The sequence below is a fragment of the Bosea sp. BIWAKO-01 genome, assembly GCF_001748145.1.
Lineage (GTDB): Bacteria > Pseudomonadota > Alphaproteobacteria > Rhizobiales > Beijerinckiaceae > Allobosea.
Genome location: NZ_BCQA01000001.1, coordinates 1,174,154 through 1,196,839, shown reverse-complemented (window position 1 = coordinate 1,196,839; position 22,686 = coordinate 1,174,154). Strand labels below are relative to the sequence as shown.

Genomic DNA, 22,686 nt, shown 5'->3' with positions numbered 1-22,686 from the left:
GTTGCGTTGGCCTAAGCGCGCGCCGCCACCACAACCAGCCCCGGCACCGGCTTCCCGCGGTCCTTGCGCGTGCTTGCTGCCTCCAGCAGGAGCGGCGTCAACCGTGCTTCGGACAACTGCCGTCGGAGCCAGCGTTCGCCATGGGCGAAACGACGATCTTCACCGACGATCACGTCCTCGCCGTCATGATCCTGGACGGTGAAGGCAACGAGGCCCGTGGCTGTCAGAACCCGCGCTGTTTGGGCGAAGGCCGGCGCAAGTTCGCCGAGATAGACGAAGACATCGGCCGCGATGACCAGATCGGCCGACGCATCGCGGCGGCTTGCGAGGAATTCGACGAGGCCGGCCACGGCGAGCTTGTCATAGAGCGGGCCTCCGTCATCGCGTGATTTGGCACGCGCCTTCTCTATCATGCGGGCCGAGAGATCGCACCCGGCGAGAAACTCGGTTTCAGCTCTGATCGCTTCGCCCATCAGGCCGGTGCCGCAACCGAGATCGAGTGTCATGGCGAAGGACAGGGCGCGGCTTTGCGCTGCACAGGCCCGCGCAAGCGCGTCCTTCAGCAGGGCTGGACCATGATAGGAGAGGGATTCTACGAGGTGACTGTCGAAACGTTCGGCGTATTCGTCGAAGAGACGGCCGGAGAATGCATCGGAGGCGGCCAGTTCGGCCGGAATTGCGCCGATGCGCGCGAGATCGAGCCTGGCGCCGAGATGATCCGCATCATCGAGAACCAGGCATTGCCGCCATGCTTCCGCGGCCTCCTCCTTGCTGCCAAGTTTCGCCTTCGCCTTGCCGTAGAGATGCCAGGCCGCGACGAAACCCGGCGCCTCCCCGAGCGTTTGATCGAGGAGATCGACGGCTGTTGCGGCGTCTCCTTCGGAGAGCGCGGCGGCCGCCCATTCATAGCGGCGGTCGAGTCGGGGATCGCCGGACGACGTCGAGAAACGAGGCTGGATTTTTTCCATGAGCGATCGACTTTATCTCACGCCCATGCACCAGACTAGACAATGCGCCCTTCGGAGCTGTTGATCCCGACGCCGGCCGGCCTCTATTGCCCGCCGGCTGATATTCATATCGACCCGGTTCGCCCGGTCGGACGGGCGCTGATCACCCACGGCCATTCCGACCATGCGCGCGCGGGACATGGCGCCGTTCTGGCGACGCGTGAGACCCTGGCCATCATGGCCTTGCGCTATGGCGAGGGTTTTACGCAGAGCCGGCAGGAGGCGGTGCCGGGTGCGACGACGTCGATCGGCCCGGTCGATATCCGCTTCGTCCCCGCGGGCCATGTGCTCGGCTCCGCCCAGATCGTGGTGGAGAGCAAGGGGCTGCGCATCGTCGTGTCCGGTGATTACAAACGCGAGCGCGACCCGACCTGCGCCGGTTTCGAACCGGTATCCTGTGATGTCTTCATCACCGAGGCGACATTCGGCCTGCCGGTGTTTCGCCATCCGCCGGCCGATGCCGAAATCGCCAAGCTGCTGGAATCGGTCAGGCTCTTTCCCGAAAGGACGCATATCGTCGGCGCCTATTCGCTCGGCAAGGCGCAGCGCGTCATGGCACTTATCCGCGAGGCCGGCTACGAGCGTTCCATCTACATCCATGGTGCGCTCGAGACCCTGACGGAGTTCTACGCTTCGGAAGGTGCTCCCGTCGGGGAGACGCGCCTGGTTTCGGCAAGCGATCGGAAGGCGCTGGCGGGAGAGATCGTCATCTGCCCGCCAAGCTCGATTCAGGATCTCTGGGCGCGGAAGTTTCCGGACCCGGTGACCGCCTTCGCGTCTGGCTGGATGCGGATCCGGGCGAGAGCGCGGCAGAGGGGCGTGGAATTGCCGCTGATCGTTTCAGATCATGCCGACTGGGGCGATCTCCAGGCAACAATCAGGGAAACCGGCGCCGGCGAAATCTGGGTCACTCATGGCGAGGCCGACGCGTTGGTCCATTGGTGCGGGACGGTCGGACTGAACGCGAAGCCGCTGCACCTTGTCGGCTATGGCGACGAGGGCGAGGCCGAAACCGTGAGCGAGACGGCCGATGCCGCGCAGCTCTAGCAACCGGCGGCAGCCTCTACTGCGCGGCCTGCGCGGTGTGGGAGCGGCCGGGCAGCGTCATGCCGAGCAGCGAGACGGCCATGTCCCGCGCCAGGCAATCATAACCAGTGTCGCTCATATGGAAGCCGTCACTGGCGAGCACCGCGGCGAACGCATTGGCGTCGCGCCGATGCCAGTCCAGCATCGTGTTGTAGCGCGAGAGTACGGGGATCGAGCGACTGCGCGCCGTGTCAGCGATGGCCTCGACAAATCTGCGATAGCGTTCGGGATCCTTCACCGTCGGGAAGTACTGAGGGTCGAGGATCACGAGGCCGGAGCCGGCCTGGCGGACTGCCGCAATGCCGTCGGAGACCATGGCCTCGAAGGCGGCGAGATCCCCACCCTGCACCGCATCATTGGTGCCGACCTGCCAGATGACGAGATCATAGCGCCGCTCGCTCAGGGCCTTTTTCAGGCGCGCGATCGTCTGCGGAGCGGTCTCGCCCCCGATCCCGGCATTGGTGACGCTGATCGCGGCATTGGGCCAGCTCTGACCAAGCAGCTTCTGCAGGCGGGCGGGGTAACTCTTGTCCTTGGAGGACGCGCCGATCCCTTCAGTGGAGGACGAGCCGATGGCCAGGATGTCGAGCTTATGCTCGCGGCTGATCTTGGCCGCGACGGCAGGGAGCGGTATCGCCGCCTGCATCATCGGCGTTTCCCGGCACTCAAAGGACGCGGCTTCAGCGCTGCCGATCTGCAACGTTGCAAATGCCGAGGCCACAATGAGATTCACGGCAAAGAACCGCATCGCGGCGCGCATCCCGACATCCTCATGACTGCTCCCTTGGCTGGTAAGGTTTCGTTCATGAATGGAGACTGAACGCCGGTGAATGGCCTGATGAGGGAATTTCGGGACAGGCAGGGCTCCGACGCCGTCCTTGACGCTTGCCTGAAGCTGCTGCGGGGGAGGGCCGGATGAACCGTTTCGCCTGGTTGCTCGACAGGCTTGCCTATGAACCGCGCCGCAACGCGAAGCTCGCGCTGATCGCGGATTATCTGCGCACGACGCCTGATCCGGATCGGGGGCTGGCGCTGGCCGCGATGACGGGCGGCCTGGTGTTCCAGAACGCCAAGCCAGGCCTGATCCGGGCGCTGATCGCCGAGCGTACGGACCCGGTGCTGTTTGCGCTGTCCTACGACTATGTCGGCGATCTCTCGGAAACCGTGGCCTTGATGTGGCCGGCCCGGCATGGCGCGAATGCAGCGCCACACCTTCCCGATGTCGTTTCGGGCCTGCGAAACTCCGGCAAGACGGACTTGCCCCGCCTGGTGGCGTCCTGGCTCGATGCGCTCGATGAGACCGGCCGCTGGGCATTGCTCAAGCTCATCACCGGCGCATTGCGCATCGGCGTCTCCTCCCGGCTCGCCAAGACGGCCGCGGCGAGCCTCGGCAATGTCGAGCCCGACGAGATCGAGCAGGTCTGGCACGGGCTGGAGCCTCCCTATGAGCCGCTCTTCGCCTGGCTCGAAGGCAGGGGACCGCGGCCCACCGCGACGGATCCGGCGCCCTTCCGCCCCGCCATGCTCTCGCACCCGATCGAGGAGGGCGATTTCGACAAGCTCGTTCCAGCGGAATTCCAGGCCGAGTGGAAATGGGATGGAATCCGCGTTCAGGCCGTCAGCGGCACACGCGCTGACGGGGCCCGTATCACCCGGCTCTATTCACGGACCGGCGAGGATATCGGCGCCTCCTTCCCGGATGTCACGGAGGCGCTCGTTCTCGACGGGGCACTCGATGGCGAATTGCTGGTGCGCCGCGAGAATGCCGTCCAGAGCTTCAACACGCTTCAGCAGCGGCTGAACCGCAAGAGCGTCACCGCCAAGATGCTGGCGGAGTATCCCGCTCATATCCGGGCCTATGACCTGCTCGTCGATGGCGAGGAGGACATTCGCGACTTGCCGCTCGTCGAACGCCGCAAGCGGCTCGTGGCCTTTGTCGCGCGGCTGTCCTCCGCAGTGGTGGATCTGTCACCGCCGATCGCCTTCAGCGATTGGGAGGAACTGGCGGCCGCGCGCGCAGACCCCGAGGCGTCCGGCGCCGGCGTCGATGCCGAAGCAGTCGAGGGCTGCATGATCAAGCGCCTCGATTCTCCCTATTTGCCCGGCCGGCCGAAAGGGTACTGGTACAAGTGGAAGCGGGATGCGCGGCTTGTCGATTGCGTGCTGATGTATGCCCAGCGTGGTCACGGCAAACGCTCGTCCTTCTATTCGGATTTCACCTTCGGCGTCTGGCGAAAGACGGAGGAAGGCGAGGAACTCGTGCCGGTCGGCAAGGCCTATTTCGGCTTCACTGACGAGGAGTTGCTGGAGCTCGACCGCTTCGTGCGCCGCAACACGCTGAACCGCTTCGGCCCGGTGCGAGAGGTCACGCATGAGGCCGACAAGGGGCTGGTGCTGGAAGTCGCCTTCGAGGGGCTGCAGCGTTCGACCCGGCATAAGTCCGGGCTCGCCATGCGCTTTCCCCGGATCAGCCGCATTCGCTGGGACAAGCCGCCGCGTGAGGCGGACCGGATCGAGGCGCTGGAGACGCTCCTGCCTGGGCAGGGCTGAAGCATCGGTCCGCAGTCTAAAGGCGAATATTCTGTTGCGTTGCCGCAAGCGCAATTCTGGTTCACAGGCTTCCGTGCCGGTTTGCAGCGCTCATACCGTCTTATCGGCTTGAAATGCTTGAGCCTGCGCCCGCCTATGGGGCAGAATAAGCGGGGCTGTGGAGGGGATGACAGCATGAACCGGCAAACACCGACGCATATCGTCATCGCAGATGACCACCCGCTCTTTCGCGGCGCCTTGCGTCAGGCCGTATCGCATGCGCTGGAAGGGGCGGAAGTGAGCGAGGTTGGTTCGCTCGAGGCGTTGACGAAGGCGCTGGCCGAGGACGGGGACGCCGATCTCGTCATGCTCGATCTGACGATGCCCGGCGTCCAGGGGTTTTCCGGCCTGCTGTTCCTGCGGGCCGACCATCCGGAGATCCCGGTTATCGTCGTCTCCGCCAATGACGACCCGGCTGTGATCCGCCGTTGCATCGAGTTCGGGGCGCTTGGCTTCCTGCCGAAGACGGCCGAGGTCGAGCAGATGGGCGAGGCCATTCGAGCGGTGCTCGAGGGCAGCGTCTGGACCCCTCCGGGGGTCGATCTTTCGGCGCCGGTCGATGCCGAGATCGCCGACATGGTGCGCCGGCTGTCGACGCTGACGCCGCAACAGGTTCGGGTCCTGATGATGCTGTCGGAAGGGCTGTTGAACAAGCAGATCGCCTATGAGCTCGGGGTCTCCGAGGCGACGGTGAAGGCCCATGTTTCAGCCATCTTGACCAAGCTCAATGTCGACAGCCGTACGCAGGCCGTGATAGCCGCCTCGAAGATCGCGGGAACGGCATGGGCGACGGCGGGCGCGTCGGCGACGATCTGAGCGTTCCGATGACGCGGCTGCTCGCCATTCAGGCGCGGTTCAACCGATCTATGGCCCGTCTCGTCTATCGATAGGAATTTCGGCAATGGCCAATGGCAATCTCGATCACTTCCTGGGCGGTTCGTTTCTCAGCGTTCTTGTCCGGCTGATCTTCATTTCACTGCTCGTCGGTGCCGCCATGGCCTTTCTCGGGCTGACACCGCGCGGACTTTTCGACGCCGTGGCGCGCTTCCTGCGGTCGCTTGGTGATCTCGGTTTTGGCGCCGTGCGCGAGGTCGGCCAATGGGTGCTCGCAGGAGCGCTGGTCGTGGTCCCGATTTGGCTGCTCTCCCGCCTGTTCGCTTCGCGGCGCTAAAGCAGCGGCCCGAAAAGTCGATTGCGGTTTTCGATGATCTCGACATCCGATGCGGCGCAAGCCGACCATGGCATGAGCGCCACGGCCTGAGACGCCGGCTGCGCCTTACAGGCCCTCTCCCCGCGCGATCACCTCGGCATCGCGGCCGACGAGCTCCGCAATTCGGCTCGCACCGGCACGGCGGGCCTCTCGCACGAGCCCCGTCTTGACCTCGCTCACGAGGGCGGGGCCCTTGAAGACCATCGCCGAATAGAACTGCACCAGGCTCGCGCCGGCCCTGATCTTGGCGAAGGCGGCGGAGGCGGAGTCGACGCCGCCGACTCCGACCAGCGGGAACTGCGCCTCGACGCGCCGATAGGTCTCGGCGAGGATGCGGGTCGAGGACGCAAATAGCGGTCGGCCCGAGAGGCCGCCGGTTTCGCCGCGAGAGACTCCCCGCAGGCTGTCCGGCCGTGCGACAGTGGTGTTGGAGACGACCATGCCGTCGATCGCGCGCCTGCGGGCCACGGCCACGATGCCGTCGAGTTCAGGCAGCGTCAGGTCAGGGGCGATCTTGAGCAGAACGGGCGTGCGGTGGCCGGTGGCCTGTCCGGCCTCGTCGCGGGCGGCGAGCGCTCGCGCGATCAGGTCGTCCAGCGCCGATTCCGCCTGCAGATCCCGCAGGCCCGGAGTGTTGGGCGAGGAGACGTTGACCGTGAGGAAGTCGGCGAGCGGCGCGAGCCGCCTGGCCAGGATGGCGTAGTCGGCGGCGCGGTCGGCGGAGTCCTTGTTGGCGCCGAGATTGACGCCAACGATGCCGCCGCGCTTGCGGCGGGCTGCGAGCCTGGCCGCGACCGCTTCCATGCCCTCGCTGTTCAATCCGTACCGGTTGATGACGGCTTCGTCTTCGGGCAACCGGAAGACACGCGGGCGCGGATTGCCGGGCTGCGGCAGCGGCGTCACGCCACCGACCTCGACAAAGCCGAAGCCGAGCCCCAGGGCGCCATCGACCGCCTCAGCATGTTTGTCGAAGCCGGCCGCCAGGCCGACCGGGTTCGGGAAGGCGAGCCCGAAAGCCTCGGTCGCGAGCATCGGATCGTCGGCAGCCGGCTTCAACGCCGGAGCGGCCGCCAGTGCGGCAACCGTCAGGCGATGCGCCATCTCGGCATCCAGCTTGTGGATCAGGGGCCGGGCGAGGGAGAAGAGGCTGCCGATCACGAAATGTCCTCCGGAATGACGGGGCTGCCCTTCGTCCCCATGGCGAGCGGCGCAATCCAGCGCACGGTCTTGGGGGCGAGGGCCGAATAGAGATGCGGGAAGAGCGCGCCGCCGCGCGAGGGTTCGTAGCGCAGCGCCGAGCCGAGTGCCGTATCGTCCACCGCGATCAGCAGGAGGCCACTCTGACCGGCGAAGTGCTTTTCTGCCGTTTCGCGAAGCTGTCCGCCTGTGGAGAAATGGATGTAGCCGTCGGCGAGATCGATGGCAGCACCGATGAATGACCCGGCGAGCTCGGCGTCACGCCAGAGCTGTTCGGGGCAGATCTTGTAGATGAGGGGCACGGGTCGTCTCGTTGGTTCGGCGTTGTACACGCCATAGCGGGTGCAGCCGGCTCCGGGCAAATCATCCCTGACCCACCCACGGAAATCAGATTGAGGTCTCATCGAGTAGGGGATATTTCCTATCCTTGTCCTGCTCTCCCGGCACATCAGGATCAGAGGCTTGTCCGATGCTGTCCCATGACCAGATCTGGAGCGCGATCGATGCGCTGGCCCAGCGCTACGGCTTCACGCCGTCGGGGCTGGCGCGCAGGGCCGGGCTCGACGCCACGACGTTCAACCGCTCCAAGCGCATCGGCCCGGATGGCCGCGAGCGCTGGCCTTCGACCGAGTCGATCGCCAAGATCCTAGGGGCTACTGGCGCTTCGCTCGACGAGTTCATGAGCGTGGTGATGCACCGCGCCGCGGCGCCGGCGCCCACCATTCCGCTGCTCGGTTTCGCACAGGCTGGGTTGGGCGGATTCTTCGACGGCAGCGGCCTGCCCGCTGGCTCCGGCTGGGAGGAGGTCGCGTCTCCCGGCCTGTCCGACGAGAAGGCCTATGCGCTTGAGATCGCCGGAGACTCGATGCTGCCGATCTACCGCGATGGCGACATCATCATTGTCTCCCCAGCGGCTGCCGTGAGGCGGGGCGACCGGGTTGTGGTCATGACGACTGAAGGCGAGGTGCTGGCGAGGCAGCTCAAGCGCGAAACTGCCAGGACCGTCGAACTCGCCTCACTCAATCCCGAGCAGCCCGACCGGGTGCTTGCAGCATCCGAGATCGCCTTTATGGCGCGGGTGATCTGGGCGAGCCAGTAGAGCCCTCAGTTGCCCCCTCTGATCGGCAGCGCCACCTTGAAGACGGCCCCGATCCTCGAGGGTTCGAGCGCGATCGAGCCGCCATGCAGGCGGACGAGTTCCGCCGCGATAGCGAGGCCAAGCCCGGTGCCGCCGGGATTGACCGAGCCGCGAAAGGCCTGGAACAGATTGGCCTTCGCCCGTTCCGGAACGCCGGGACCATTGTCGCAGACGCGCAGAACGACCTCATGAAGCTCGCGCGCCGCACTGATGGTCAGGGTCGGCTGGCGGCCGGGTTCGGCGCCCGCACGGGTCAGCGCCTCGACGGCATTGCGCATGAGATTGAGCAGGACGCGCGCCATCTGGTCGGGGTCGCACGGCAGGATGAGTTCCGCCGGAACCTCGTTGGCGAAGCTCACGGTCGGGCTTTCCGCGAGGCCGAGCAGTTCGCCCGCATCGGCCACAAGCTGCCGAAGCGCGACCTCGCGCAGAGTCGGCGTCGCCTCGGCGGCGCGGCCATAGGCCAGCGTCGCCTGGCAGAAGGCGATGGCGCGGTCGAGCGTGGCGATCAGGCGCGGCGCAAAGCGCCTGATCTTCGGGTCACGCGTTTCTGTCAGCCGGTCCGACATCAACTGGGCCGCAGCCAGCATATTGCGCAGGTCGTGGTTGACCTTGCTGACCGCCAGGCCGAGTTCGGCGAGGTGCTTCTTGGTGCGCAACTCGTCCGCCAGCGTCATCTGCATGCGTGCGAGCGCCCGTTCGGCCTCGCCGATCTCGTCCGCGCGCTGGCTCGGCGTGATGATCCGGTGCGGGTTCTCCGGGTCGGCCTCGAACTCCATGACATTGGCGGCGACCTGGCGGATCGGGCCGACGATGAGCCAGTTCAGGGCAAGATAGACCAGCCCCGCCGTCAACCCCGAGATCAGCAGAGACAGCAGCAGAATATTGGCTGAGAACACCAGCATCGCGCGGCGCAGCGGCGCCTCGTCGATGATCAGTTCAACGAAGTCGGCGCCGCCGACCGCCTCGCCGATGACCCGGATCGGCGTGTCATGGGCGGGCGTAATCAGAGTGTCGAGAGTCTCGATGATGGAGGTGAGCCAGCCCATCTGGCGCAGATCCACGGTTCGCGCCACCTCGGGCGGCATGGAATCGAGGCTGAGAAGGCGCCGCGCACCGCCGACGCGGGCGGCGATGGCGCGTGCGCCGACGCCCATCAACAGGCGGCTCTCGCTGCCTTCAGGCAGTCCCTCCGGCGGAGCGCCTTCAAGAACCAGAACGGCGATCTGCGCCGCTGCCAGGCGGTCATTCAGCCAGTTGCGCCGGAAATTCGCGACGGACGGCAAGTAGATCAGCACTTCCGCCAGCATCACGAAAAGCACGGTCAGCAGCAGCAGCTTCGCGGAAAGGCCGAGCCGCGTCAGGCCGCGCGGTACGCTGACGGAAAGCGACTGCTTGTCGAGGCGTGGCGACTCCATGCGGCGAGCTTATCCGAAGCGCCGCAGGAAGCCGATAAGCCGGCGAATGCCCGGCCGGGACGCAAGCGGAGAGTAGACCGAGAGGGCAGCTCGCTTCGAGAGTTCCGAGAGGCTCGAAGAGGGGAGGACCAGTCCGGCCATATCCTTGACGTTCAGCCCCTTCTCGATCGCAAGGCACCAGGGCGCAATCAGCTCGCCGGCCTTGGCACCGATGATGGTGGTGCCGAGGATGCGGCCCTTGCCGTCGGTGACGAGCTTGACGAAGCCCTCCGTCTGCCGTTCGGCCTGCGCCTTGCCGCTTTCGGCGTAGGGCCAGCGCAGGACCCGGATTTCCCGCGCCGCCTTGCGGGCCTGCTCCTCGGACAGGCCGATGCTGGCAAGCTCAGGCTCGCAGGAGGTCACTCTTGGCAGCGCCGCCGCGTCCGCCCTCACCGGCAGGCGGAACAGGATATTGCGGAGAACCAGGCTGGCCTGGTGGTTGGCTGCATGACCAAGGTGAGCGCCGTGTCGGTTTCCACTGGCGCAGCCGCCAATGGCGAAGACACGTCGGTTGGCAGTCCGCAGGCCATTGTTGACGACGATACCGCCGGCATCGCTGGCAATGCCCGCAAGTTCGAGGTCGAGCGCGGCGATCGCCGGCTGCCGGTCACTCGCGATCAGCAGGTGCGTGCCATCCAGGGGCTGTTCCGCTTCACCCTCTGTCCCGGCCAGGACGAGGCGCACACGATTGCGCGGGGTTTCGACACGCAGGATTTTAGCCGCTTCGTGCAGCGCGATCCCGTCACGCAGCAGGGCGCGGCGGATCAGCATCACGGCCTCCGGGTCCTCGCCGGCAAGCAGGTCTTCAGTTCCGACGATCGTGACGCTGCTGCCGAGGCGGTGCATCGCCTGCGCGAGTTCAACCCCTTCCGAGCCACATCCGAGCACGATCAGGCGCTCCGGGCGGCGGCTCAGGGTGAGAACGGATGCCACACTCAGGGCAGGGGCCTTGTCCATGCCGGGAATTGACGGCGCCGCCGGGCGCGAGCCCGTTGCGATGACGAAACGCCTTGCCCTGATCTCCTGATCGCCGACCTGCGCGGTGTTGCGGTCGCGAAACCGGGCCTCTCCCTTGATCACGGTGACGCCCAATGCTGCGAGGCGCTCGGCCGTTTCGTTGGGGGCCAGTGCCGCGACGACGCCGGCGATATGCGCCTGCACCTTTGCGAAATCCACATCCAGCGCACCGGCCGCGATGCCGAAAACGCCGGCGTCGTGGACCAGGCTCGCCCGTGTGCTGGCGGCGATCAGCGCGTTCGAGATGACAGCGTCCTTGCCGCCCCCGAGGCGGTCGCGCTCCACCAGCACGACCGATACGCCAAAGAGCGCCGCTGCTGTCGCAAGGGAAAGTCCGGCGGCGCCGCCTCCGATAACGCAGATGTCGGGGGTCAGCGGCGTCGTATTGGATGCCGTTGCCGGACTGCCGGTCACATCGCCTCTCCCTGATCTGCTTTCCGCTACCTGCTGATGCGTTGTCAGAGTGCAGGAATCAAGGCCGGCGAGCCGCAAGTACTGGAGCAGCGCGCCGTTGGACAGGCATTGTCGCGGTCGGATCGGTATCGCGCGTGCGACGTCTCAGCGACATTCAGGCGACGTGACGTCCCCTGCCGGGCGAGAAGGCGGATACCGGCTCCGGCCTGCCGAAGAGATAGCCCTGTGCCCGGTGCGCGCCAAGCAACTGCACTGCGATACGCTGCTGCTCGGTTTCGATGCCTTCGACGACGACATTCATCGAAAGGCGTCGAGCGAGTTGGCAGACAGCCTCGATGATGGCTTTCGACGCCTCATTGGCGTGCACGTCGCGGCTGAAGCTCTGGTCGATCTTCACCTGGGCGAAGGGGTAGGTCGAGAGATAGGCAAGCGACGAATAGCCGGTGCCGAAATCATCGAGTGCGAACTTCACGCCGAGCGCGCGCAACTCGTGAATGGCGGCGAGCGTGCCCTTGTTATCTTCGATCAGCAGGGATTCTGTCACCTCGAGCGTCAGGCGATGGGAGCCGAGCCCGGACGCGATGAGCGCCTCCTTGACGGTCTCCACGATCCGGCGCGGTTCGCGGAACTGCAGCGGCGAGATGTTGACGGAAACGCCGACGTCGTTGGGCCAGGCGGCGGCGTCTTGGCAGGCCTGCCTGATGGCCCAGTCGCCCATGGCGGCGATCAGGCCGGAACTCTCCGCGATTGGAATGAAGATGCCAGGCGGGATCATTCCGCGGGTGGGGTGCCGCCAGCGCATCAACGCCTCGCGGTTGACGACATCCTGCGTCTTCAGATCGATGATGGCCTGATAGTACAGTTCGAGCGACTTGTTCTCGCAAGCCCGGCGCAGATCCACCTCGATCTCGTGACGATCGAGCATCTCCTCGGCCATCGCCGGATTGAAGAAGGTCAGTGTATTGCGGCCTGCGGCCTTGGCCTTGTAGAGGGCGGTGTCAGCGTGGCGCAGCAGATCGGCAGGCGTCGCGGCATCGAGCGGCGCCATAGCGATACCGACGCTGGCGGTCACGTATACGGTCTTGGTCTCAAGCAGGAAGGCCTTGGCCATCGCGTCGATCATGCGCTGGGCGATCGTGGTGACGATGGCGAGATTGGCCGAGGGCAAGATCAGAACGAACTCGTCACCGCCGAAGCGCGCCAGCAGGTCGCCACCGCGAATGACACCGCGCAGGCGCATAGCCGTTTCGGAGAGGACGCGATCGCCGATATCGTGGCCAAGGCTGTCATTGACCTGCTTGAAACCGTCGAGATCGACATAGAGCAGCGCGAAGGCTTCACCTGTCCGCTCCAACTTGCGGAAGGACTCGGACAGCTGGTTGTTGAATTCGAAGCGGTTGGCGAGACCGGTTAACTCGTCGAAGCGAGCCATCCGCTCGATCCGTGCCTCCGTCGCCTTCCTCTCGGTCGCATCCTCGGTCAGCATGAGCACGCCGCCTTCGGCCGCAGGCGCGATGGTGACCACCAGCAACCGGCCGCCGCGGGTCTGCAATTCGCGGGTGACCGCCTGTTGCGACTGCTGAACCTCGCTGAGCGCGCTTCTGATGTCGCGAACCTGGTCGGCGCTGATGACCTGGCGCTCGATCAGGAAGCGGGCGATCGCCGTCAGGGGCGTGCCGGGGAGGGCGAGCGTCTCGGGGATGCCGAAGAGCGTGCGATGCGGTGCGTTGCAGATCGCGAGCTTGAGGCTGCGATCATACATCGCGAGGCCATGGATCATCGTGTTGAGCGCGGCGTCGAGCGTCAGGTTCTGCGAATGCAGCGCTGATGCCAACCCGCGTGACTGCTTGGTCGCTTCGCTGAGCGCGAGGAGATTCCGGTGCAGGGAATTGGTGATGGCGATGTTGGCGGCCACGTACAGGAACGCGAAATAGCCGATATAGTGATAGTAATCGTTGGAGGCCTGGACGAGGCCGATGGCCATCGGCACGCAGAAGGTCAGGAGCTGTACGGCGACGAATTTCGGCCGGCCAGCGTTGCGCGAGACATAGCCCGAGGCCAATGCGATGGTCGAGGCGACCGAAGTGATATGGGCGGCGGGATCCTCCGTCTGTGTCAGTGCGATGTAGCAGCTGTAACCAAGGACTGCGCTGAAAACCGTTGCGCCGAGGAAGTATTCGCGATCCCAGCGCCGTGTTTCGGCAAAGCTGTCATCTGAATGATCGCGCCTGCGATAGCTGATGACGGTCATGATCCGAAGTGCGACGACCAGAGTCACCAGCGCGGTCAGGGTCATGAATATGCTGGCGCCCGTCGAGAGCCAGCACAGATAGGGGGTCAGGATACCAGCGATGCCGCCGGGAATGATCGAGCCGGGCGAGGAAAACAGCGAGCTGACCAGCAGACGATAGTCCGGCAGGTCGAAATCCTCGCGGACGTCGCCCTGTCTGTCGCTGAAAAGCCCTTTGAAAACACCCGCCATCCAGTCCCGCCTTGCAAGGCCTCAGGCGCGCGACACGAGCTTTTCACGAGCCCGAGTTCGCGCCGGATAAACCCTTTAAGCGGAACAGGTAAATGTTTCGTGAGGGGGGGGGCAACCGCCTTGCGTCTCCGCGAAGGCGCCTTTGCAGGATCAGAGGGCCGCTGCGCTGGACAGGACCGGGCTCGCCGGCCGCTGGTAGACGCGGGTCAGCATACGGTCCTGCGTCTGCGCGATGCGCTGCAGCTTCGAGATGGCACTCGGGTTGAGGCGGAGCATGCAATCCGTCCAGATGTCACCAAGATGCTCCAGTTCCTCGCGCAGGTCGCCGGCCCGGCGATTGAACGCGGAGAACAGCGCGGTCTTGGCCGCGTGCACCGGCAGGGAGTCGCTGGCATATTTGCGGATCCAGTCTTCGCCGGTGCCGGTCGGCACCACCGCTTCCAGTGCACCGGCTGCCATGAATTCGGCGGCGCTCATCTCCTCGCCGGAGAGCAGCAGGCGCTCGGCTGCACGCGAGCCCATGCGGCGTGACAATACCGCGACCGCCGTGATCGGGAAGTGGTTGAACTTGATCTCGGGGTAGACGAACGAGGCCTGCTCTTCGGCGATCATGACATTGCAGGAGCGCGGCGCATCGATGCCGCCGCCGATCGCCTTGGCGTGAATGGTCGAGAGCGTGATCACCAGGCCGTTGAGACCGCTGGCGTTCCAGACCGCGCCCTCGATCGAGAGGCGCGCATATTCCGCCAGGGCGGCGCGGTCATTCTTGGCGAGGCAGTCGAGATAGAAATCGAGATCGCCGCCGAGGGTGAAGAAGGGGCCGGTCCCGCGGAAGGCAAGGAAGCGCACCGGCGCGCCGTGATACTGATCCGGCGCTCCCCAGAGAGCATAGATCGCCTTCTGGATCTTGCCGAGGCTGTCAAGCAGCTGGAGCGTGAAGACCGGCTTCAGCTCCGGCTTGATCGTCACCCACAGCGTCTTGATCTCGGCCTCATAGGCCAGCTGCACCTCGGGCAGGAAACCCGCCTTGTGCCGCAACGCGTCGATGACCTCGCAACATTCCAGAGCGACGGCGGGCACCGAATGGGTCTGTGAAGCGAAGGCCTGGAACATGCCGCAAATCCCGTCAGGTCAGACAATTTGGAACGCCTCCGCAGGGTAGAAGAAGTTAATGAACTGTAAACGATAACCGGCAGAAATGGTTAATTTCATTAAACTTTGTCGTCTAAGTTGTGCTGCTGGAGGGCCTGTCTCAATGTGATGTTGCGGGCTTTTGAAGCGGCGCGCCGAGCCGGCAAGGCAAGCCGTGTGCCGCTGGGGAAGAGCGCTCGAAACACGCGGCGCTCGCGAATGCCGGCCGAGCGCAAGAGACGGAAAATGCAGGCGGTTTCAGCATGCAGCCGAGCGGCGGCCGCAGCGGCTGGAGGCCCTTAGGGCAAGCTGCAAGCGCGAGCCCCGAAGGCTCGGCGCCTCGCTGCGGCACAGTTTCGTCTCAAGCTTGGCGAGCGAGGGATCGCTGATTGACGACCGGCCGCTTTGGAAACTTGTCCAACGGGCGTTGCAGAGCTAACCATGCGCCGCGATTTCGCCGCGATCCCAGCGTTGAACCGCGTAAGCCGAGTTTGATCCCTTGAGTCGCCAACCAACCGCAGACGATGAAAAGAGGGCGCGCCTTGCCGCAGCCCTGCGCGAGAACCTCAAGCGCCGCAAGGCGCAGGCGCGCGCTCGTCGGGCGGATGAAGCGGAGCGGGAAGACGAAGCCCTGCCTGCCCAGGCCGAGACTCCCCGGTCCTGATCCCGCCCTCAATCGCGCCGCGCGGCCGATAGCCGCGATCTCCAGCAGGACATCCAGATGGACCGTATCCGCATTACCGGTGGCCAGCGCCTCAATGGCACGATCCCGATCTCGGGCGCGAAGAATGCCGCGTTGCCGCTGATGATCGCGAGCCTCCTCACGGATGAGACGCTGACTCTGGTCAATGTCCCGCGACTGTCGGACGTGACTGCGCTGTCGCGCATCCTCTCGAACCATGGCGTCGACCGTTCTATCGCTGGCAAGCGCATCGGTCAGTCGGCGGAGACGGGCCAGACCATCGCGCTCACCGCACGCCAGATCGTCGACACCTGCGCGCCGTATGAACTGGTCTCGACCATGCGCGCGAGCTTCTGGGTCATTGCTCCGATCCTGGCCCGGATGGGCGAAGCGAAGGTCTCCCTGCCCGGCGGCTGTGCGATCGGTACGCGGCCGGTAGACCTCCTGCTGATGGCGCTGGAGCGGCTCGGAGCGGAAATCAGCATCGAGAATGGCTATGCGCTGGCGCGCGCGCCGAAGGGCCTGAAGGGCGCCGAGATCGTTTTCCCGAAGGTGACGGTTGGGGGCACCCATACGGCCCTGATGGCTGCGGTTCTCGCAGACGGCACGACAGTGATCGAGAACGCGGCGCGTGAGCCCGAGGTCACGGACCTCGCCGCGTGCCTTATCAAGATGGGCGCCAAGATCGAGGGCGCCGGCACCTCGCAGATCGTGGTCAAGGGGGTCTCGCGGCTCGGGGGCGCGCACCATGCTGTCCTGCCGGACCGGATCGAGACCGGCACCTATGCGATGGCTGTCGCAATGACCGGAGGCGACGTGCTGCTCGAAGGAGCGCGGGCCGATCTGCTGCAATCGGCGCTCGATATCCTGGTCAAGGCCGGCGTCGATATCAGCGAGACCAATGAAGGCATCCGCGTGCGCCGCAACGGTGCCGCGCTGGAGGCCGTCGATGTGGACACCGATCCGTTCCCGGGCTTCCCGACCGATCTGCAGGCGCAGTTCATGGCGCTGATGACGCGCGCTAAGGGCACCTCGCGCATTCGCGAGACGATCTTCGAGAACCGCTTCATGCATGTCCAGGAGCTCGTCCGCCTTGGCGCGAAGATCCGGCTGGATGGGGACGTCGCCTATGTCGAGGGCGTCGGCAAGCTCACCGGCGCGCCGGTCATGGCAACCGATCTGCGTGCATCGGTCTCGCTCGTCATTGGTGGCCTCGCAGCCGAGGGCGACACGATGATCAACCGTGTCTACCATCTCGATCGCGGTTTCGAGGCGCTGGAAGCGAAGCTGACGCGTTGTGGGGCACAGGTCGAGCGGATCAGCGGTTGACGCCGAACCGTCCGCTCGCCAGAACAGGTCGATGTCGGACGATACCGCAGACCCACTGAAGCTGATCGCGCTCGACGCGGAGGATCTCGCGATCATCTCCGCACATTTGCAGGATGCTGTCCTGCGCGTCGGCGATGTCGCCTATCTGCCAGCGCAGAAGCGCTTCGCGCTGGCCGCGCGACGCTTCGACTGGGAAGGTGTACCGCATGGCCAGAAGCGCAGGCGCCTTGCCGCCCTGCATTTCGAACGCGTCGTTCACGCCAAGAGTACGAAGGTTGACCCGACGGCGACAGGGGCCGTTCTCAATCTCCTCGCCATCACCTTCACCGAGTCCGAGGCGCCGGCGGGAGAGGTCACGCTGCATTTCTCGGATGGCGCCGCTATCCGCCTGGGCGTCGAGTGCATCGAGGCCCAGATGAAGGACCTTGGCCCGGTCTGGGAGGCAGTCGCCAAGCCCGATCACCCGAACGGCGCCTGACCTCTTCTTTCAGCTTCAGGATTTGCGATGCCGATCAGGCTCGATCAACGAGACGCAGGCTTCGAGCAGGCCTTTGCCGCTCTGCTGACGACCAAGCGCGAGGTGTCCGAAGACGTCGACCGCGTTGCCGCCGACATCATTGCCGATGTTCGCGCCAAGGGGGATGAGGCCGTCATCGTCTGCACCTCGCGTTTCGATAAGCTCGATCTGACCCCTTCGACCCTTCGGGTCAGCGAAGCAGAGATCGATGCGGCCGTCGCGGCCTGCTCCGCCGATCTGCTGGCCGCGCTGGAGACCGCACGTGCGCGCATCGAGGCCTATCACCTCCGCCTGAAGCCGCAGGATTCCTGGACGCGCGATGCGCTCGGTGTCGAGAGCGGGTGGCGCTGGAGCGCGATCGAGACGGTCGGCCTCTACGTTCCCGGCGGTACCGCGAGCTACCCCTCGTCCGTGCTGATGAACGCAGTGCCGGCCAGGGTTGCCGGCGTCGAGCGCATCGTCATGGTGGCGCCGACCCCGCGCGGGGAGACCAACCCACTGGTCCTGGCGGCAGCGCGGCTTGCCGGCGTGCACGAGGTCTACCGGATTGGCGGTGCCCAGGCGGTGGCGGCATTGGCCTATGGAACGCAGTCGATCGCGCCGGTGGCCAAGATCGTCGGGCCGGGCAACGCCTATGTGGCGGCCGCCAAGCGCCGCGTCTTCGGACAGGTCGGTATCGACATGATCGCCGGCCCCTCCGAGGTTCTGGTGATCGCGGATTCAAGTGCGAACCCGGATTGGGTCGCAGCCGATCTGCTGGCGCAGGCGGAGCATGACGAATCCGCCCAGTCGATCCTGCTCACCAATGATGCGGCGCTCGCAGCCGAGGTCGAGAAGGCGGTGATCGCCCAGCTGGCAGTGCTCCCGCGCGCCGCGATCGCCGGCAAGAGCTGGCAGGATTTCGGCGCCATCCTGCTGGTCGAGGACCTGGAGCGCGCACTCCCGCTGGTCGACCGGCTGGCGCCCGAGCATCTCGAGATCGTCACCACAGATCCCGACGGCCTGGCGCGGAAGGTTCGCAATGCCGGCGCGATCTTCCTGGGCGGCCATACACCGGAGGCGATCGGCGACTATGTCGGCGGTCCCAACCATGTTCTGCCGACCGCCCGTTCTGCCCGTTTCTCGTCGGGGCTCGGTGTCGCGGATTTCATGAAGCGAACCTCGTTGCTGAAATGCGGCGTCGACGGGCTTCGCGCCTTGGCGCCGGCCGCGACGCAACTGGCCGAGGCAGAGGGCTTGCAGGCCCATGGCCGATCCGTGACGATCAGGCTCAATCTCTGAGTCCCGCGCGCCCTGTGTCCGGAGGCTGCATGTCGCAAAGCCAATGTCTGGTCGGTGTGACTTTTGACGAAGCCTCGTTGGGGCGTGGCAGTCCGGATCAGGAACATGAGCGCGCGGTTGCGGTCTATGACCTCGTCGAGCGCAACCATTTCGCGTTGCCCGGGCATGATGGCGGCCCCTATCTGGCCCATCTCGCGCTGGTCGAGCGACGCCTCGTATTCGAGATCAAGGGGGCCGACGGAGCGCCGGTCGTCACGCATCACCTCTCGCTGACGCCGCTGCGGCGCATCATCAAGGACTATGGGCTGGTCTGCGAGAGTTATTACGCCGCCATCCGGGCGTCGACGCCTGCGCAGATCGAGGCGATCGACATGGGCCGGCGCGGCCTGCATGACGAGGCGGCCCACATGCTGGTCGAGCGCCTGGCGAGCAAGGTCGAGATCGACCACGACACGGCGCGTCGCCTGTTCACCTTGATCTATGCCTTGCATTGGAAGGGCTAGTCTCGGTGGAGGGAGCGCCGCCGCGCAAGATCCACAGCGTGCTCTTCATGTGCGCGTATAACGCGGTGCGCTCCCCGATGGCGGAAGCCATGGCGAAGCACTTCTTCGGCAAATCGATCTATGTCCAGTCGGCCGGAGCGAGGAAGGGCGACGTCGATAAGTTCGCGCTTGCCGTGCTCGACGAGATCGGCATCGACGCTCATCGCCACAAGCCAAAATCCATTGAGGAACTCGAGGAATGGGAGGGGTTGAATTTCGACCTCATCATCTCCCTCTCACCGGAAGCGCATCATAAGGCCCTTGAGCTGACCAGAACGCTCGCCGCCGATGTCGAGTACTGGCCAACGCCGGATCCGACCATCGTCCAGGGCTCGCGCGAGCAGGTGCTCGACGCCTATCGCGACGTTCGGGACGGCTTGATGCGGCGCATCAAGCAGCGCCTGCGGGCCTGAGTGGTGCGCCTGGACACGCAGTGCTCCACCTGCGTGATGCGCTCTTAAGTGAAACTTTACCGGTGGTGAGCGAGTTCGTCCGGCCCGATATGGCCTGCCGGATAGCGCGGAGAAACCGAGTTCCCATGACGTCCGGATTCCTGAACGAGATTCCGGCCGATCAGCGCCGGGGCGTAATGTTGCGGGATGCGCTCATCATTGCCATTGCGCTCGTGACGGTCAGCCTTGCGGCAGCGTTCAGTCTGCCACGGGGTTCGGATGAAGCAGCGCCATCGCGCGCCATTGTCTTTTCGCCATGGACCACTGAGCGGGACGCGCTTTCGATGACCCTGGCGGCCGGGCATCGCGTGCTGCGCAGCGGGATCGCTCGCTTCATCGTCATTACGGCGCCGTCCGCCGATCCAGGCATCGCACAGGTGAAGCCGGCGGGGGCCTTGCTGATGCTGGCGCTCTCGGGGCTGGCCGGATGTCTTGACGCCCGTTCGACCGCGGATGCGTCGTCATGATCTGGACCCTGACCGGAGTTCGCATCGTCGTGGCCCGCTTCCTGCTCGGGCTCGCCTTCCTTCATGTTCCGCTGCTGGCGCTGAGCGTCTGGTTCCACGGTGGCGAGGTGCTGCTTGCTGCCTCCTTTGCCTTCGTGCTCGCCGCCGGTGCCCTGCTGCTCTATGCCCGCTTCGGCGTGGCCATCGTCACGCAGCTGGTGATTGCGATTGTGCTGATCGGCCAGGTTTCGATGCTGGTCTACAGCTTCGCTGGCCATCCCTGGCAGCCTGACACGCACATGTACTATTTCGCGATCCTCGCGCTGTTGGCGGGGTTTTGCGACTGGCGCCCGATCGTGATGGGGGCTGGTCTGACCGCACTTCACCATCTGGTGCTGCAGTACCTGCTTCCTTCAGCCGTGTTCTACCAAGGCGGCAATATCTGGCGGGTGCTCCTGCATGCCGTGATCGTGGTGATCGAGACCGCGTTCCTGGCGGCGCTTGCCATGATCCTTGGGCGGATGTTCGCGATGAACCGCGACAGCCTGCGTCATGCCAATGAGATCGCAGAGCGCGAGCGCGCGGCCGGAGAGCGGGAGAGGCGTCTCGCCGACGAGCTCGGCCACCGCAGCGAGACCCTGCGCGAAACAGTCCTGAATTTCCGCCAGCAGATGGAGCAGGCCATGGCGGTTCTCGACCGTTCGGCCGAGGCCATGCAGGGCGAGTCACGAGCCTTGACCGGCACCTCCGATCAGGCGCGTCACCAGATGGGGCATGTCTCGGACGCTGCCGAGGCGACGACGCGCAGCATCGACCAGCTTGCGGTTGCCAGTGGGCAACTCGCGGCTTCGATCGGCGAGATCGGCCAGAATGTGTCGCACTCGGCCGATGGCTCCAAGAGCGCTGCCGAGCTTGCCCGGCGCGCCAGCGCGGAAATCGAGGATCTCGCCCGCAGCAGCGAGAATGTCGGTGCGGTCGTCGAGATCATCCGCGGCATCGCAGCGCAAACCAGCATGCTGGCGCTCAACGCCACGATCGAGGCCGCCCGCGCTGGCGAGATGGGACGTGGCTTCGCCGTCGTCGCGAGCGAGGTGAAGACGCTCTCGGCCCAGACCGCCCGTGCAACTGACGAGGTCTCCGGTCAGATCAATGCGATGCAGATCGCGTCACAGCGCTCGTTGAAGGCGATCCGCGATATCGTCACGGCGATGTCCGAGGTCGAGCGCGTGGCAGAGGCGATCGCCGTCTCCGTCCATGAGCAGGATCGGGCGACCATGGAGATCGCCCGGCAGGTCCAGCTCTCCTTCGAGGGAGCAAGGCGCAGTGCCGGCGCGGTCGGCAATTTCGAGACGATGACCGTTCGCACCCATGATGCCGCGGCGCAGTTGCAGGACGCTGCCGATGCGCTGGCGAAGCAGGCGCACAGCATCCGTCAGGAGGTCGCGGCGTTCTGCGGCCGCGTCGCGGCGGCCTGATCGGGCGAGGCCCGGTTACCAGGCCTGACCGGGTCCGACCTTGCCGATGTCGAGCCACTGACCGAGTGTCGCAGCCACATCCGAAAAGCTCCGGCGCCCGCCGATCGCCCGTGCCGCGACACCTGGCCCGAAGGCGAGGATCGGCACATGCTCGCGCGTGTGGTCCGTTCCCTTCCAGGTCGGGTCGTTGCCATGGTCGGCCGTGATGATGGCAAGATCGTCCGGGCCGAGCTTCGCCTCCAACCGTGGCAGCATCGCATCGAAGGCTTCCAACGCGGCCGCATAGCCCGGCACGTCGCGGCGGTGGCCGTATTCGGTATCGAAATCGACGAGATTGACGAAACAGAAGCCGCCATCCGGCAACCGATCGAGCGCGGCGAGGGCCGCCTCGAACATCGCCGTATTGCCGAACGGCTTGATCTCCTCTCCGGTGGCGCGATGGGCAAAGATGTCGCCGATCTTGCCAACGGTGATGACGCTGCGGCCCAGCGTCGCGAGCCGGTCGAGGATTGTGTCGTTGGGCGGCGGAATGGCGAAGTCCTTCCGGTTCGCCGTCCGGGTGAAGCCGGTTGCCGCGGTGCCGACGAAGGGGCGCGCGATGACGCGCCCGATCCTGAGCGGATCGACCAGGAGGCGTACCGTGCGGCAGAGCTCGTAGAGCCGCTCCAGCCCGAAATGCTCCTCATGCGCTGCGATCTGCAGCACGGAATCGACCGAGGTGTAGCAGATCGGCTTGCCCGTCCGGATATGCTCCTCGGCGAGCTCGTCGATGATGACGGTTCCGGAGGCGTGTTTGTTGCCGAGAATGCCCGGCAGCCTGCCGTCGCGAATGATCGCCGCGACCAGATCCGGCGGAAAGGAGCTTTCCAGCGCGGTGAAATAGCCCCATTTGAACGGAACGGGGCAGCCAGCGATCTCCCAATGACCGGAGGGGGTGTCCTTGCCCTGGCTGGTCTCGATGCCATAGCCGTACTGCCCCTGTGGCAGCTGCGGCTTGCTGACGCCCGCGAGTGGCCTTCCGGAGGAAGCCTCGCAGGCATGGGCCAGGCCCAGCCGGGCGAGGTTCGGCACCTGCAATGCGCCGTGCCGCAGGCCCTCGCGGTCGCCCTTGCCCGCCGCGCAGCTCTCCGCGATATGGCCCAGCGTGTCGGCGCCGGCATCGCCATAGAGATGCGCGTCCTCCGCGCCGCCGCAGCCGACGGAGTCGAGCACGATAAGGATGGCGCGGGTCATC

The 22,686-nt window shown here is 65.5% G+C and carries 21 protein-coding genes; 12 read left to right on the top strand and 9 right to left on the bottom strand.

Annotation, left to right across the window (positions count from 1 at the left end; genetic code table 11):
* Positions 1-11: 11 nt before the first annotated feature.
* A complete protein-coding gene (locus tag BIWAKO_RS05465; RefSeq protein ID WP_069877672.1) occupies positions 12-968 on the bottom strand; it encodes a class I SAM-dependent DNA methyltransferase in 957 nt (318 codons plus the stop codon).
* A 42-nt stretch (positions 969-1,010) separates the two neighbouring features.
* On the opposite strand from BIWAKO_RS05465, the gene BIWAKO_RS05460 reads away from it, so the two are divergent.
* The gene (locus BIWAKO_RS05460; RefSeq protein ID WP_069877671.1) at positions 1,011-2,054 is read left to right on the top strand and encodes a ligase-associated DNA damage response exonuclease; all 1,044 of its coding nucleotides are present in this window, start codon (positions 1,011-1,013) and stop codon (positions 2,052-2,054) included.
* A 16-nt stretch (positions 2,055-2,070) separates the two neighbouring features.
* Here the strand turns inward: BIWAKO_RS05460 and BIWAKO_RS05455 are convergent, their stop codons facing one another.
* A complete protein-coding gene (locus BIWAKO_RS05455) occupies positions 2,071-2,853 on the bottom strand; it encodes an SGNH/GDSL hydrolase family protein (protein ID WP_069877670.1) in 783 nt (260 codons plus the stop codon).
* 155 nt (positions 2,854-3,008) lie between these two features.
* On the opposite strand from BIWAKO_RS05455, the gene BIWAKO_RS05450 reads away from it, so the two are divergent.
* The 3 genes from BIWAKO_RS05450 (at position 3,009) to BIWAKO_RS05440 (ending at position 5,853) form a co-directional block, all read left to right on the top strand.
* On the top strand, positions 3,009-4,643 hold the full coding sequence (locus BIWAKO_RS05450; protein WP_069877669.1) for a cisplatin damage response ATP-dependent DNA ligase: 1,635 nt from the start codon (positions 3,009-3,011) through the stop codon (positions 4,641-4,643).
* Positions 4,644-4,817: 174 nt separating this feature from the next.
* Entirely contained in the window at positions 4,818-5,498 is a 681-nt protein-coding gene (locus BIWAKO_RS05445) for a response regulator (RefSeq protein ID WP_069877668.1), read from the top strand.
* An 85-nt stretch (positions 5,499-5,583) separates the two neighbouring features.
* Positions 5,584-5,853 (top strand): DUF6460 domain-containing protein, encoded by a 270-nt coding sequence (locus BIWAKO_RS05440; RefSeq protein ID WP_069877667.1) that lies wholly within the window; start codon positions 5,584-5,586, stop codon positions 5,851-5,853.
* A gap of 105 nt (positions 5,854-5,958) precedes the next feature.
* Here the strand turns inward: BIWAKO_RS05440 and BIWAKO_RS05435 are convergent, their stop codons facing one another.
* On the bottom strand, positions 5,959-7,050 hold the full coding sequence (locus BIWAKO_RS05435; protein ID WP_069877666.1) for a quinone-dependent dihydroorotate dehydrogenase: 1,092 nt from the start codon (positions 7,048-7,050) through the stop codon (positions 5,959-5,961).
* Positions 7,047-7,391 (bottom strand): DUF952 domain-containing protein, encoded by a 345-nt coding sequence (locus tag BIWAKO_RS05430; protein ID WP_069882199.1) that lies wholly within the window; start codon positions 7,389-7,391, stop codon positions 7,047-7,049. Before BIWAKO_RS05430 ends, BIWAKO_RS05435 begins: the two co-directional genes overlap by 4 nt.
* Before the next feature lie 167 nt (positions 7,392-7,558).
* On the opposite strand from BIWAKO_RS05430, the gene BIWAKO_RS05425 reads away from it, so the two are divergent.
* Positions 7,559-8,188, top strand: a complete 630-nt coding sequence (locus BIWAKO_RS05425) for a S24 family peptidase (protein WP_069877665.1) — start codon at positions 7,559-7,561, stop codon at positions 8,186-8,188.
* A gap of 5 nt (positions 8,189-8,193) precedes the next feature.
* Here BIWAKO_RS05425 and BIWAKO_RS05420 read toward each other — a convergent pair whose 3' ends face one another.
* From BIWAKO_RS05420 to BIWAKO_RS05405, 4 genes are all read right to left on the bottom strand, one after another.
* Entirely contained in the window at positions 8,194-9,645 is a 1,452-nt protein-coding gene (locus BIWAKO_RS05420) for a sensor histidine kinase (protein ID WP_069877664.1), read from the bottom strand.
* 9 nt (positions 9,646-9,654) lie between these two features.
* Entirely contained in the window at positions 9,655-11,115 is a 1,461-nt protein-coding gene (locus tag BIWAKO_RS05415; protein ID WP_084651170.1) for a dihydrolipoyl dehydrogenase family protein, read from the bottom strand.
* Between the two features lie 154 nt (positions 11,116-11,269).
* Positions 11,270-13,597, bottom strand: a complete 2,328-nt coding sequence (locus tag BIWAKO_RS05410; RefSeq protein ID WP_069877663.1) for a putative bifunctional diguanylate cyclase/phosphodiesterase — start codon at positions 13,595-13,597, stop codon at positions 11,270-11,272.
* 150 nt (positions 13,598-13,747) lie between these two features.
* Positions 13,748-14,710 (bottom strand): enoyl-CoA hydratase-related protein, encoded by a 963-nt coding sequence (locus tag BIWAKO_RS05405; RefSeq protein WP_069877662.1) that lies wholly within the window; start codon positions 14,708-14,710, stop codon positions 13,748-13,750.
* A 739-nt stretch (positions 14,711-15,449) separates the two neighbouring features.
* Between BIWAKO_RS05405 and murA the strand changes: the two genes are divergently transcribed.
* From murA to BIWAKO_RS05370, 7 genes are read left to right on the top strand one after another with little or no spacing between them, the layout of a single operon-like run.
* Positions 15,450-16,739, top strand: coding sequence for a UDP-N-acetylglucosamine 1-carboxyvinyltransferase (gene murA, locus BIWAKO_RS05400; protein ID WP_069877661.1), 1,290 nt, complete (start codon positions 15,450-15,452; stop codon positions 16,737-16,739).
* Between the two features lie 31 nt (positions 16,740-16,770).
* Positions 16,771-17,217 (top strand): DUF2948 family protein, encoded by a 447-nt coding sequence (locus BIWAKO_RS05395; RefSeq protein ID WP_069877660.1) that lies wholly within the window; start codon positions 16,771-16,773, stop codon positions 17,215-17,217.
* 27 nt (positions 17,218-17,244) lie between these two features.
* Positions 17,245-18,537, top strand: a complete 1,293-nt coding sequence (gene hisD, locus BIWAKO_RS05390; protein ID WP_069877659.1) for a histidinol dehydrogenase — start codon at positions 17,245-17,247, stop codon at positions 18,535-18,537.
* Between the two features lie 29 nt (positions 18,538-18,566).
* Positions 18,567-19,040 (top strand): UPF0262 family protein, encoded by a 474-nt coding sequence (locus BIWAKO_RS05385; protein ID WP_069877658.1) that lies wholly within the window; start codon positions 18,567-18,569, stop codon positions 19,038-19,040.
* A 47-nt stretch (positions 19,041-19,087) separates the two neighbouring features.
* Positions 19,088-19,492: an arsenate reductase/protein-tyrosine-phosphatase family protein gene (locus tag BIWAKO_RS05380; RefSeq protein ID WP_084652153.1), complete on the top strand. Its 405-nt coding sequence runs from the start codon at positions 19,088-19,090 to the stop codon at positions 19,490-19,492.
* Between the two features lie 20 nt (positions 19,493-19,512).
* Positions 19,513-19,998 carry a hypothetical protein gene (locus BIWAKO_RS05375; protein WP_141739994.1) on the top strand — a complete coding sequence of 162 codons (486 nt, stop codon included), beginning with the start codon at positions 19,513-19,515 and terminating at the stop codon, positions 19,996-19,998.
* Positions 19,995-21,452 carry a methyl-accepting chemotaxis protein gene (locus BIWAKO_RS05370; protein WP_069877656.1) on the top strand — a complete coding sequence of 486 codons (1,458 nt, stop codon included), beginning with the start codon at positions 19,995-19,997 and terminating at the stop codon, positions 21,450-21,452. The genes BIWAKO_RS05375 and BIWAKO_RS05370 overlap by 4 nt, the downstream gene beginning before the upstream one ends.
* 15 nt (positions 21,453-21,467) lie before the next feature.
* Here the strand turns inward: BIWAKO_RS05370 and BIWAKO_RS05365 are convergent, their stop codons facing one another.
* A complete protein-coding gene (locus BIWAKO_RS05365) occupies positions 21,468-22,685 on the bottom strand; it encodes a phosphopentomutase (protein WP_069877655.1) in 1,218 nt (405 codons plus the stop codon).
* Position 22,686: the final 1 nt, after the last annotated feature.

Excerpts from the sequence above, each read along its gene's own strand:
- BIWAKO_RS05410 (WP_069877663.1), bottom strand. The coding sequence starts at position 13,597 with ATGGCGGGTGTTTTCAAAGGGCTTTTCAGCGACAGACAGGGCGACGTC.
- BIWAKO_RS05425 (WP_069877665.1), top strand. The coding sequence starts at position 7,559 with ATGCTGTCCCATGACCAGATCTGGAGCGCGATCGATGCGCTGGCCCAG.
- BIWAKO_RS05450 (WP_069877669.1), top strand. The coding sequence starts at position 3,009 with ATGAACCGTTTCGCCTGGTTGCTCGACAGGCTTGCCTATGAACCGCGC.
- BIWAKO_RS05465 (WP_069877672.1), bottom strand. The coding sequence starts at position 968 with ATGGAAAAAATCCAGCCTCGTTTCTCGACGTCGTCCGGCGATCCCCGA.
- BIWAKO_RS05385 (WP_069877658.1), top strand. The coding sequence starts at position 18,567 with ATGTCGCAAAGCCAATGTCTGGTCGGTGTGACTTTTGACGAAGCCTCG.
- BIWAKO_RS05445 (WP_069877668.1), top strand. The coding sequence starts at position 4,818 with ATGAACCGGCAAACACCGACGCATATCGTCATCGCAGATGACCACCCG.
- BIWAKO_RS05365 (WP_069877655.1), bottom strand. The coding sequence starts at position 22,685 with ATGACCCGCGCCATCCTTATCGTGCTCGACTCCGTCGGCTGCGGCGGC.
- BIWAKO_RS05460 (WP_069877671.1), top strand. The coding sequence starts at position 1,011 with ATGCGCCCTTCGGAGCTGTTGATCCCGACGCCGGCCGGCCTCTATTGC.
- BIWAKO_RS05380 (WP_084652153.1), top strand. The coding sequence starts at position 19,088 with ATGTGCGCGTATAACGCGGTGCGCTCCCCGATGGCGGAAGCCATGGCG.
- BIWAKO_RS05455 (WP_069877670.1), bottom strand. The coding sequence starts at position 2,853 with ATGCGCGCCGCGATGCGGTTCTTTGCCGTGAATCTCATTGTGGCCTCG.
- BIWAKO_RS05405 (WP_069877662.1), bottom strand. The coding sequence starts at position 14,710 with ATGTTCCAGGCCTTCGCTTCACAGACCCATTCGGTGCCCGCCGTCGCT.
- BIWAKO_RS05370 (WP_069877656.1), top strand. The coding sequence starts at position 19,995 with ATGATCTGGACCCTGACCGGAGTTCGCATCGTCGTGGCCCGCTTCCTG.
- hisD (WP_069877659.1), top strand. The coding sequence starts at position 17,245 with ATGCCGATCAGGCTCGATCAACGAGACGCAGGCTTCGAGCAGGCCTTT.
- murA (WP_069877661.1), top strand. The coding sequence starts at position 15,450 with ATGGACCGTATCCGCATTACCGGTGGCCAGCGCCTCAATGGCACGATC.
- BIWAKO_RS05395 (WP_069877660.1), top strand. The coding sequence starts at position 16,771 with ATGTCGGACGATACCGCAGACCCACTGAAGCTGATCGCGCTCGACGCG.
- BIWAKO_RS05440 (WP_069877667.1), top strand. The coding sequence starts at position 5,584 with ATGGCCAATGGCAATCTCGATCACTTCCTGGGCGGTTCGTTTCTCAGC.
- BIWAKO_RS05420 (WP_069877664.1), bottom strand. The coding sequence starts at position 9,645 with ATGGAGTCGCCACGCCTCGACAAGCAGTCGCTTTCCGTCAGCGTACCG.